This is a genomic window from Janthinobacterium agaricidamnosum, from assembly GCF_003667705.1.
Taxonomy (GTDB): domain Bacteria; phylum Pseudomonadota; class Gammaproteobacteria; order Burkholderiales; family Burkholderiaceae_D; genus Janthinobacterium.
Map to the genome: position 1 here is coordinate 2625547 of NZ_CP033019.1, position 11448 is coordinate 2636994.

Genomic DNA, 11448 nt, shown 5'->3' on the forward strand with positions numbered 1-11448 from the left:
GGGAGATAGCGGCTTTTGTATTTAAATGCCTAATTTTCTATTTCTGTGTTAATACTGAAAATTAATCAATAAGTGTTCGGCCAAAAAGCAAGGTTGTGTAATTGCTTCTATCGCAACAAGTGTCATTTTTTGAGATATCTTTAAGGTCTTTGAGATATACATTTCTCTGTACTAGTGCTTCTATGTTGGCCTGTTCAATCGTTCGTGGCCCACCCGGTCGACCAAGCATTATGGATAGTATATTTAATATTATATCTAGATAATAGTGAGCACATTGTACAATTTCACCTAATCCATCGGTGCTCTTTCCATTGTGAACAATTTGGTTTCTTGTTCGATAAATTCTATTAATATCATATTTTATTCTGTCTGAAATATTTTTATTATGGATTGATATCTTTCCTGCTGATTGACACCATTTTATGCAGGAAAATATTCTTTGTCTCAGAAGAGGATTGCAGTCTAGTTTTCTCAAAAATTCCGTCATCGGGGCCTCGTATTCTTTTATGGATATTGCTGCGGCGAATCCATAATGATTTTCGCCCATATTTAATTCTGGAAATTTTTCAATAGCCTCATTCCAGTGAGTTAAATGCGAGTCCACTATTTCCGACCAAAGTTCTGCGAATTGGTATGATATCCATCGTCCACTTATATATGGTTCAACTGCATCCATTATCTCTTTTATTTTTGATGTATCACCTTTTCGAACAAATAGCGTCTCGAAAGCAATCCAAATATTTAATAATTGAGATTCATCCTCTGGTGCAGAAAGAGCCGTTCCGTGTAGTTCAAGTGCACGGATAAACCTATTTACACTTCCAGCCTCCGACATGCGGAAAATAGAAGAGAACTGTAAAAGCGTCTCTTTCTCAATCCCTGTTGGGTCATGTGGGACTCGCAGCACTGGTGGTCTGGGTCGATTGGAGTGAACAGGTGAACCATCTTTTCCTTCAATTGATACTACAGCTGGATTTTCGATAAGGAAACGTTGGCTATGAATCGAAAATTTTAAAAGATCATCTAATAAGCGCAACCTGCGTTCAGATATTTGTCTTGCTGATTGAGGGTCAAGTGCTTGAACCTTCTCGAAGCACACAATTGACTCCCATTCATGTTCATTAAAGAACCGTTTTGTTGTCGCAGGAAATTTATCCAAAATATTCTCAGCATCAGCCGATGTTCTTTTTTGAATGGTGCTGCCTATCGATGCAAAAGTTTCTGATACTCCGCTGGCAATTCCTGATATTCCAAAATATACTGTGTAGGAATGTTTTTTTAAGTCGAAATTTGAGAAGAATTTCTCTAGGCGACTTTTGGCATCCATTGGAGTTTTTGTTTTATCAAGAAATGATACGTTAAGTAGGTGATATATTGTTTGTGCCGGATATCCGGCATCTCGTATGCCTGCAATAAATCCTTCTGTGAGTTTTATTAATTTATCTTTTTCTTTTCCTCCCGACGTTATTATTTTTATTATTGCTTCTGATGAATGATCGAAATAACGTTTCTGTGCTAATCTATTTTTGAGTATTTGAGCGGCTTCTAGTTGATTATTTATATCATTATCCGATAGGAGTGACTCACTGATATATGTCATTCTATCGCCAATTAATTCTGTCGCGATTGAATCTTCACGTAGTGATTCTCTTAATTCATCCAATAGAAGTCGAATGTTAGCGCTAGTTGAGCTATGAGGGGTCTCCTTCTGTTGCCTAATTAAGTAATTTATTTCTCTGCAAATTGTAAATGGTGCTGCTCTGTCTGCTCGGCATAAAAGGCTACTGGTGTGAAGGAGTAGCTGCCGAGCTCGTTGAACAAACAATAGTAATGGCATTGTCTCATTTTCTTCGCAGCCCCATGTTTTTGCATGTGTAGATAAAACTCTATTAATCGCCATTTTCGCCTCTTAATTATTTTATTTATTAAAGTTTATTCGCGAAACCCACAATCACCACCGTCGACGGCACCAGCAAAAACTGCGCAATCAGCGTTCCTGCCAATCGAACCCCCACCAGCCACACCACCGCGCACCCGAATTGCGACTCTTCGATCTTGCCTTCGATGACGTCATCCGTCATGCCCGAGATATGCGGGTCGATGAAGATGGCCATCATGATGGTGGCGCCGCCGTTGATGATCGATGAAAGCGTGCTGGAGGTGACTCGCACGCTCTGGTCGAGCACGCCTGCGTACAGGGCGGCGGTGTAAGGTGGACAAAGATGCGCCCACCGTCCACAGGGCCGTGGCGATGACGATGGAGACGGAGACGCCCGATTTTTGGCGCAGGCCCGTGACGTTGGCGGGCTTGGGCAGGCTGGCGGAGGTCTTGAGGTAGGACAAGCCGCCCTTGAAGACGGCGTGCAGCAGCAGTTTCGGCACCGACCTGTGTACCTGGAAATGCTCGACGGCGCGGCAGAAGGCGCGCTGGAATGAATTTAAGGGGCGGCGACAGCAGCATTGGAATGCTGAACAGGGCCAGCCGCCGCGTGCGGATGCCGGCGATGCGCACGGAGTAGGCCAGGGTGGCGATGAAGGGGATGATGAACGCCAGTGCGTAAATCAGCAGCAATTGCTTGTCCATCACAACCTTGCAGTATGGAAAATGTAATTCCATGCTGCCATGAAATTATTTATTTTTCAACTGCAAATAAGTTAATTTTCCTGTGATGGGAGATTTGTGGTGTTTTGGCTGGCGCGCAGTGTATTGCCAGCCCGGTACAGAAACCGGGGTACACTCTGCCGTTGGGTGACGGCGGCAGCGTAACTGCGCTACATGCGTTCGTCTTATTCGGGACGGAATTGCAAAAAATGCAAAAACTTATTAAAATGAAAATTCTGCTTTGATAAGGAATGCCATGCGCCAGCTCGCTTTCAGCCGTATCGCCGTACTCATGGGCACTTGCCTGACAGGGCTGGCCATCGCTGCGCCCACTGTGCACTTGTCCGCCAGCCCGGACGTGGTGGCCAAGGGAACGAGCACCTCGATCGCCTGGGATGCGCTGGGCGCCGAATCGTGCGCTGCGTCGTGGTCGCCGTCGCTGCCCCTGACGGGCTCGTACACGCCGCCGGCGCTGCAGGGGGCCACTAGCTATACGGTGACGTGCCAGGGTGGCGGTGCCAGCGTGTCGCAGCAAGTGATGGTGCAGCTGGCGCCCGTCTGCGTAACGAATTGCTTTACCAAACGCTGGATCTATTTTTATGGCGGTATTGCTTGGGGTAAAAAAACCGCGAACGCGGACTTCAACAAGTTGTCGGCGCTGATCGTCAACGCGGCAGCGCTGGGCTATAACGGCATCGTCGTCAATATCGGCGGCGAAGACTCATATATTTCCGACTCGCGCGATTCGCCCGATTTCGCCGGCAATCTGGCGGCGATCAAGCAACTGGCGCTGGAGCAGCAAATAGAATTGATACCGATGGGCGGCCATCCGCACATCCCTGCGCAATTGCAGCCGGAACTGTCGGAGGCGCTTGCCGTGGAAAAGACGCCGTTTGTCGTCACCCAGGGGCGGGCGGTACCGGCCGTGCGCTGGCTGGCCAACGACAATTTCAGCAACGGCAATGGGCCATGGGACTTGATGGACCCCGGCACGGTCAGCTTCGACGGCGGTACCGACCACCTCAAGACGGGCAACGTGCCGGGCAAGGGTGCGATCCGGCTGTCGCAGCCGAATGTGTTGCTGCCTGACGGCAGCGTGAAGACGCAAACGCGCTTGCATCGGCGGTTTGTCAATTTGAAGGCGCACACGGCTTACCGCGTGTCGTTCTGGCTGCGCACGGCGAACTACAAGGCGCCGCTGAAGGTGCAGATCTATGACGATGCCGTCAAGGTACCGCTGTACCTGAATTTGTATCCGATGGGGCGGGGTACGACGAATGGTGCCTGGAACGCCTTGCCGAACACGGTATTGCCTGACCAGGATTGGACGAACTACAACTTCGATTTCAATACCGGCGCCAATACCAGCATCCGTTTCTACCTTGGCGCCTGGAGCAATGCAAAGAATAACGAGGCGGGCCAGGCCTGGATAGACGACATGCAGATCCGCGAAATTGGCCTCGCGCATACAATCACGCGCGCGGGGCTGCCGATAGTCGTCACTTCGGCTGATGGCACGGTGCAATACTCCTCGGTGAATGGCAAGGATTACGTGGCTGGCATCGAATCGCTGGCAATTCCCGCCACCAGCGCCATCCCCGATGGCAGCAACTTGCTGGTGTCGTGGTACCAAGAGGCGAAGAACATGATGCCGGTCTGGACCTCGCCCGCCAGCGCTTGTCCGCCGCAATTCATGGCCTTGCAAAGGCAGGGCTACGAAAAAATCAAGGCGCTGTATCCCACCAGCCAGAAGTTCTTCATCAATTACGACGAGTGGCGCATCATGAACTGGGACCCGACCTGCCAGTACGCGAGCGCGGGCGCCTACCTGGCCGGCACGATGACGGCCATGCAAGCGATGGTCAAGCAGGTCAATCCTGGCGTGGAACTGTATGTGTGGAACGACATGTTCGATCCCAACATGAATGCCATCGACAAGTATTTCATGGTCAATGGCAGTCTGCTGGGGGCTGCCGACGGCATCGAGCCGAATACCGTCATCGTCAACTGGACGCAGAGGAATGTGTACGTTGACCCGCCGGCCATCCCGCTGCAGCAGTCTTCGTTGAAATTTTTCCACGACCGCAATCTCAAGCAGGTGATTGCCCTGTATTACGACGACTTGCCGCTGACGGACGAATGGCTCGACAATCTGGATGCGGCCGAAGCAGACGGCGTGACGGGCGTCGATGGCTTCATGTACACCACCTGGGTCGACAATGGCAAATATGACGACCTGGCGGCAGTCGCCAGCAAGATCAAGGCGCGCGCCAAGGCCCGCTGGCCGCAGTGACGGGCAATGGTGCGCTGGCGTGCCTTGGCTGCCTGCATTCCGGGCAAGCGGCCTCAACCGAAGTCACGGCACGACTAGCTTTTGTCCCACCACGGCGGCGTGCCCGACGACCAGGGGCACGCCATGTCCATTTCGCGTATCCTGTAGCGGATCTCGATCACCTGGCCGGGGCTGAAGGGACCGCGCTTCCAGTCGCCGGAATCAAAGACGTAGCCTTTGCCCTTGATGCAATGAGTGGTCGGATTGTTGCCGATGGGGCCGGTCGAGTGCAGGGTGACGCGCACTTCGCCGTTGGCGTCCAGCGGGGCGTCGCCGCCCGTGAACAGTGGATCCGAGCCGACGTCGCAGACAGTGGTGCTGCCTATCTTGCTGCAGCGCTTGATGTACGTTTGCTGGCGCGCATTGGCCAGGTAATCGTCATGCCGCATCGGCTTGCCGTCGTCATAGGTAAAGCGCAGGACGACTTGCGTGGGCTCGCTGGCAGGATGGCGCGTGGTGCTGGTGCAGGCGGCGCTGACCAGGGCCAGCAGGGGCCAGGCCAGCAGGCGCAGGACGCCGCGCAGCAGCGTCGAGATCGGGTTGTTGCCGGGTGAGTGTTGCATGTGCCGTTGCCATCTGTCTCATGATCGGGGCGCCGATCATAGCATGTGGCGGCAGCGGTTCGGCTAGGGCGCGCCGCGATTCAATTCCTGCAGCACTTTCTTGCACAACACCCCATAGCCCACGCCCGTGCCGCGCTTGTGTGCGGCCAAGTCAACTCTGGCGCTGATGTCATCCCACGCCACGCTGCCAGGCAAAGGGCGCAGATCGTCGTCGAGGTCCATTTCGAAATGGATGAAGCGGCCATCGGCGCTCAGCAGCTTGCCGCAGACGAGGGGGAGGTCGGGGAAGGCCAGTTGCAGGTCGAGCATGATGGCCGTGTCCAGCGCCACGCCATGGCTGGCCGCGCACTGGCGCAAGGCGTCGGGCAGGGGGCGGGCGCGCCACCAGGCCGCCGTCTGTTTGATGGCGGCCAGGGTCAGCGCGTTTTGCTGTTGCACAGAATATTGCTTGCTCATGGCTGTCACCCATGCGGAAGGCGGCTTGCTGCATCAGCGCGATGCCAGGCTCATGCTTTGAACATGGGCGGGCACGATGTCGCCGCTGGCCAGTTTTTCGGCCGGCACCACCATCAGCACTTCGCCGCCCACCCTGCCATTGTCGCGCAAGTCGATGCGCATGGCCATTTGCCGGTCGAGCGCCACGAAGCTGTTGCTGCCGCTGGCGACGATGCGGTGTTCTTCCTGGTCATCGATGCGCGCATACATCATGGCGCCGATGCTGCTGGCGTTGCGCAGGTACAGCACTTGTCCGTTCGACAGCTCATAGCCGCCGCGGAACGGAGAAAATTCTTGCGCGCTCATGAAGTGCCTGTGGGCGGGCAGTTCGATCGTCTGCATGCGCCCGCCTGGAATGACGACGGTCTGGCTGTCGGGAAGCGTTTGTGCATTTGCCAGCAGGGCGCAGATGCCCAGGGTGCCGGCCAAGATCCATGTTTTCATTTTTTTACCCATCCTTGAACTTTGGTGCCGTCCGCTGCCGGCGCGGCGATATTGTTGTCGATGCCAGGGAAATCGCGCCGGGTGGCCCGCGTGCGCCGTGGTGACCTTGGCAAGGCGGGAGCGCCCGGTCTTGCCAGTGTAGGCAGGCAAGATGCCGCGCACATCATCCGATCGGATGACACGGCCTCATGCATCCAACACGGTCAGGTGCGCCGTCGCGCCGTGGATCAGCGCGATCAGCTCGCCCTGGCGCCGCGTGTCGGTCTTCAAATAGGTGTGGTGCAGATGCGTCTTGACGGTATTGACGCTGATGCCGCCGCGCGCGGCGATTTCCTCGATGGTGGCCCCTTGCGCCAGTGCCTTGCCCACTTGCGCTTCGGCTTGCGTCAAGTCGAACAGCTGCCGCAAGGCAGTGACAGACGTGCTCGCTTGGGTGGGATCGCGCGCGATCAGCAGCGCGCATGGGGGCTGGCAATCGGCAAGCGGTGTGACTGTCAGGGCCAGGGGACCTTGCTGCCTGCGGGCCAGGCGCAGCGACTGGCATTGCGCTGCGCCGCCGGTGCTGCCGATGACCATGCGCACGGCGCGCGCCAAGTCGGGCGGCGCGGCGTGCGCCAGTTGCGCCGCATGCAAGGCGTGGCCGGCGGGCGTGGCGAAACGCAGTCCCAGGTTGGCGTCGAGCACCAGCACGATGGCGCCCATGGCGTCGAGTGCCGCCAGCGCGCAATGGCTGGCCAGTTGCGCTTCGCGCAGGCGCTGCTGCAGGCACAGGGCGCGTTGCAGATGCGGCAAGAGTTCCTGCCATTGCTGGCCGCTCAGGTCAGCGCTGTCGAGCTGCGGCCAGTCGCCCGCGCCACAGGCCGAGTCGTACATGGCGGCGATCAGTTTCCCCACATCCGCCGTTGCTGTACCTGTGTCCATGCTTGCCCCCAATCCTGACTACATCAATGTGCCGCAGGCGCGCAGGTGCGGAACTGGGTAAGGGCGGTGTTGCGCAGCGATTCGTCCCACCTTTGTGAGGAAAGTCTGTTCGCTGCCTTCTGTCCTGGGCAACTATCAAGATAGTACAAAGATATCGGTGCCGCAATGGTTCACGCCTGTCCTTCTGGATAGTGTTCTGCAGGAAACTCGCGCGGGTAAATCATGGCCATGATGTAAGATTCGCACTATGTCCGATTTCACATTTACCGATTGCCCATGAGTTCAATAATGATTCCCGACGTCGCCCTGGTCGACAACACCGAACAACGCACGCCGCTGGTGCTCGTGCTCGACTGCTCCGGCAGCATGGATGGCGAACCCGTCGCGCTGCTCAACGATGGCCTGGCCTTGCTGGAACAGGAACTCAAGTCCGATGTGATCGCCGCCAAGCGCGTGCGCATCCTCGTGATTCAATACGGCGCCCACGATGAAGCCGTGGTGGCCAGCACCTGGTGCGACGCCATGGATTTCACGGCGCCCCGGCTTGAAGCGAACGGCACCACGCCGACCGGGGCGGCTGTCGAACTGGCCCTGGCCGAGATCGAGCAGGAAAAGCAGCGCTTCCGCGCGGCGGGCGTGGCGTACACGCGGCCGTGGCTGTTTTTGATGTCGGACGGCGAGCCGACGGACCGCTGGCAGCGCGGCGCCGAGCAGGCGCGCGCGGCTGAACAGGCGAATAAAGTGGCGATCTTCCCCATCGCCGTGGGCGACCATGCGAACATCGATACGCTGGGGCAGTTTTCCAGCCGTGGCGAACGGGGCGTCAAGCAGCTGAAAGGCTTGCAGTTCCGCGAGCTGTTCCTGTGGCTGAGCGCCAGCATGCAGGTGGTGTCGCAGTCGCGCCCCGGCGCGCAGGCGCAGCTGGCGTCGACGGACGGCTGGTCTGTCGTGAGTACGTGAAAGCCCGTTGATCCATGGCAATAGCAAATCAGCATTGGCGCGTGTTCGGCGCGTCCGTCACGGGCAAGGCGCACCTGGATAAGGACATTCCTTGCCAAGACGCGCACGCGCACGCCGTCGTGAACGACGTTTTGGTGGCCATCGTCTGCGATGGCGCCGGCTCGGCCAGGCTCAGCGAGCAGGGCGCGCAGTTTGTTGCCGCGCAAACCGTGCAGGCGCTGGCCGGACGGCTGGAGCAGGGCGCCACCGTGCAGGATCTGCATGACGGCGCGCTGGCGGGCACCCTGGCGCAGATCCGCGCCGCGCTCGACGACATCGCCCGCGCCGCCAATGCCACCTTGGACGACTACGCCAGCACGGTGGTGGGCGTGGTGATGGGCGCGGATGCCGGCTTCTTCTTCCACCTGGGCGACGGCCTGGGCGTGGCGCAACTGATGGACGGTGGCGAACTGATCTCGCTGCCCGCGAACGGCGAATACGCCAATGAAACATATTTCATCAGTGGCGAGCGCTGGCGCGAACAGTTGCGCCTGCTGGCGATTCCGCAAGCCGTGCGCGGCGTCGTGCTGATGTCGGATGGCTGCATGCCCTTTGCCATGAGCAAGAACAATGCAGCGCTGTACGCGCCGTTCATGGATGCCGTGCAAGGCTATCTGCGCACGGTCGAGAGCAGCGAGCTGGGCAATACGGCGCTGGCGTCCACCCTGGCCGACCCGCGCACGCACCAGATCACGGGCGACGACAAGACCCTGCTGCTGGCCTTGCGCGCATGAGCCGGAAGCAGGGAGTCACGCCCGGATTGAGTCCGGGCGGCAAGATATGGCTCGATAAAGTCCGCAGCCTGGTACTGGGCAAACTGATTAAAAGCGGCGGGGCGGGCAGCGTGTATCTGCTGCCCGGCGCGCCCGCGCAGGTGGCCAAGCTGTACCACCCGCACCTGGACCGGGCCGCCAACCGGCGCAAGCTCGAAGCGATGCTGGAACTGTCGCCCGAATTGCCCGATCAAGTGGAAAACGGCAAGCGCTATGTGCAGATCGCGTGGCCGCAAGCGGCCGTGTTCGACGGCCAGGGCGGCTTCGCCGGTTTCGTCATGCCCCTGCTTGACATGGCGCAGACGGCCGAGCTGGAACAGATCATGCAGGAGCGGCAAGCACGCGCGGCCGGCTTGCCCACGGGACTCGGTCCCAAGCTGACCCTGGCCGCCAATCTGGCCGCCGTCCTCGACGCGCTGCACCAGCAGCAGCATTACGTGGTCGACTTAAAACCCGTGAACCTGCGCTTTTACCGCGATTCGCTGTACATCGCCATGCTCGATTGCGACGGTTTCAGCATCCAGGGCCATGCGGAGCGTTTTCCTGCCGAGCAATTCACGGCCGACTACCTGGCGCCGGAATTCCAGCGCAAGGGCATGCCTGCGGGCACGGAAATGGCGCAAGACCGTTTCGCCCTGGCCGTCGTCATCTTCCAGTTGCTCAACTTCGGCATCCACCCGTACAGCGGGCGGCCCGGCAATGCGCAGGTGGCCACCGATATTCCCGGCCGCATCCGCGATGGTTATTACGCGTATGGCGTGAAGCGCCACAAGCTGCTGGCGCCGAACGCCACCAGCGGCCACGCGCTGATGCCGCCCGAGCTGCGCGCCATGTTCGACCGCGCGTTTTCCCAGTCGCCAAACTCCCAGCGGCCCTCGGCGGCCGACTGGGCGCAATTGCTGCGCGGTTATGCGCAGCGCAGCGGCGGCAAGTTGACACTGTGCGCCGTGAATCCCGAACATCAGCATTTTGCGGGCCACGGTTGCGCGGCCTGCGCGCGCGACAAGGTGATCGGCGCGGCCGCGCAAGCTTCGGCTCAGGCTCAGGCTCAGGCTCAGGCTCAGGCTCAGGCTCAGGCTTCGGCGCAGGCAAGGCAGGCGCCGCCGCCGCGGCGTCCGCGTACCTTGCCTGGCAACGCCGCGCCGGCGCCGGCCGCGCAAGGCCAGTCCGCCGTGTCGGACACGGGCTGGGTGGTCATCGTCATCCTGATCGTGCTGTTCGTGATCGGTTTTGCGATCTGGACCGCCGTACCGGACGATGCGGAAAAGAAGACCGGGCAACAAGCCACGACGGTGCCCGTAGCCGGGCTGGAACAGCTGGATTGGCATGCGCGCAAGGCCGGTGCATTGCAGCAGTCGGACGTGCGCCGTGCCGTGCGCAGCCTGTCGCAAGCCATGGGCAAGGGCGACGATGCCGCCGTCGTGCGGGGCCTGCAACTGCTGTACCGCAGCGAACGGGAAAAATCGTCGGGCTACAGTGGCGACCTGACGCGCACGCGCCTGCGCACCTCGATGATGGAAAGCATGGGCTGGCTGCCCGGCTACCAATCCAGCCTGTCCGATACCTACCTCGATTTGCTGCAAGCCGATCCGCGCGACCACCTGGCCGCGGCGGCGTTGGCGCGCACGCACCTGAGCCTGAACGAGCCGCAAGCGGCGCGCCAGTACTTCGAGCAAGCCGTGTGGGCACGTCCGACTGATGGCGTGGCCTGGCTCGGCATCGCCGCCACGGCGCTGCTGCGCGGCGGCGGGGGCGAGCAGGATGCCGCCAACCTGGTGGCGCTGGCGCAAGTGACGGCGCAGCGCCATACGGCGCAGAATGCCATGCCGGCCGAAGAAGGCGAAGCGGCCGACAACGGCGTCGAGCGCACTGCCAGCCGCATGGAGCGCGCGGCCAATATGCTGCGCCTGGTGCAGCCGGGCGCCTATCCGAAGCGCTGGGACAAGGCGCTGGCAGACGGTGCCTTGCTGGCAAAGAAGTTGGCAGCCTTGCCGGCGCCGCCAGACCAGGGCGCCAGCGTGCAGCGCGACACGATGGCCACCGTCGCCTACCGCGTGTTGAGTGAGGCGCAGGCCAGCGGCGAAAGCCGCCTGACCCTGTCCATCGCTGCCGATGGCAGCCTGACCGCTGCGCGGGCCGAGCAATTCATGGAGCCCATGCTCAACAAGGTCATCCTGGATAGCCTGAAGAGCTGGACTTTCAACCCGTCCGTGAAAAATGGACAATTCCAGGACGGCAAGGTTGACGTGCTGGTGCGCTACCGCAATGGCCGTGCCAGTTTCGTGCCTGCCGACGCGCCCGCCACGACGCAAAATTAAA

General features: G+C 59.0%; 9 protein-coding genes and 1 pseudogene. 4 read left to right on the forward strand and 6 right to left on the reverse strand.

Annotated features, from left to right (window positions below; all coding sequences use genetic code 11):
* Window positions 1-61: 61 nt before the first annotated feature.
* Window positions 62-1900 carry a HEPN domain-containing protein gene (locus D9M09_RS28920; RefSeq protein ID WP_162995640.1) on the reverse strand — a complete coding sequence of 613 codons (1839 nt, stop codon included), beginning with the start codon at window positions 1898-1900 and terminating at the stop codon, window positions 62-64.
* Between the two features lie 25 nt (window positions 1901-1925).
* Window positions 1926-2584, reverse strand: a pseudogene (locus tag D9M09_RS11790) (lipid II flippase family protein).
* Window positions 2585-2858: 274 nt separating this feature from the next.
* Between D9M09_RS11790 and D9M09_RS11795 the strand changes: the two are divergent.
* Entirely contained in the window at window positions 2859-4895 is a 2037-nt protein-coding gene (locus tag D9M09_RS11795) for a hypothetical protein (RefSeq protein WP_121669344.1), read from the forward strand.
* Between the two features lie 74 nt (window positions 4896-4969).
* On the opposite strand, the gene D9M09_RS11800 is transcribed toward D9M09_RS11795, so the two are convergent.
* The 4 genes from D9M09_RS11800 to D9M09_RS11815 all read right to left on the reverse strand — a co-directional run bounded on the left by D9M09_RS11800 (window position 4970) and on the right by D9M09_RS11815 (window position 7357).
* Complete coding sequence (locus D9M09_RS11800; protein ID WP_121669345.1) at window positions 4970-5497, reverse strand: hypothetical protein; 528 nt, start codon at window positions 5495-5497, stop codon at window positions 4970-4972.
* 63 nt (window positions 5498-5560) lie between these two features.
* Window positions 5561-5953, reverse strand: a complete 393-nt coding sequence (locus tag D9M09_RS11805; protein ID WP_070218687.1) for a hypothetical protein — start codon at window positions 5951-5953, stop codon at window positions 5561-5563.
* A 33-nt stretch (window positions 5954-5986) separates the two neighbouring features.
* Window positions 5987-6436, reverse strand: coding sequence for a hypothetical protein (locus D9M09_RS11810; RefSeq protein ID WP_121669346.1), 450 nt, complete (start codon window positions 6434-6436; stop codon window positions 5987-5989).
* 186 nt (window positions 6437-6622) lie between these two features.
* On the reverse strand, window positions 6623-7357 hold the full coding sequence (locus D9M09_RS11815; RefSeq protein WP_121669347.1) for a helix-turn-helix transcriptional regulator: 735 nt from the start codon (window positions 7355-7357) through the stop codon (window positions 6623-6625).
* A 276-nt stretch (window positions 7358-7633) separates the two neighbouring features.
* On the opposite strand from D9M09_RS11815, the gene D9M09_RS11820 reads away from it, so the two are divergent.
* The 3 genes from D9M09_RS11820 to D9M09_RS29335 are packed head-to-tail and all read left to right on the forward strand — an operon-like array spanning window position 7634 to window position 11447.
* Window positions 7634-8317 carry a vWA domain-containing protein gene (locus tag D9M09_RS11820; RefSeq protein WP_121669348.1) on the forward strand — a complete coding sequence of 228 codons (684 nt, stop codon included), beginning with the start codon at window positions 7634-7636 and terminating at the stop codon, window positions 8315-8317.
* A gap of 14 nt (window positions 8318-8331) precedes the next feature.
* Window positions 8332-9090 carry a PP2C family serine/threonine-protein phosphatase gene (locus D9M09_RS11825; protein ID WP_121669349.1) on the forward strand — a complete coding sequence of 253 codons (759 nt, stop codon included), beginning with the start codon at window positions 8332-8334 and terminating at the stop codon, window positions 9088-9090.
* Window positions 9087-11447 carry a hypothetical protein gene (locus D9M09_RS29335; RefSeq protein ID WP_205602355.1) on the forward strand — a complete coding sequence of 787 codons (2361 nt, stop codon included), beginning with the start codon at window positions 9087-9089 and terminating at the stop codon, window positions 11445-11447. The genes D9M09_RS11825 and D9M09_RS29335 overlap by 4 nt, the downstream gene beginning before the upstream one ends.
* The last annotated feature ends 1 nt before the right edge of the window (window position 11448 follow it).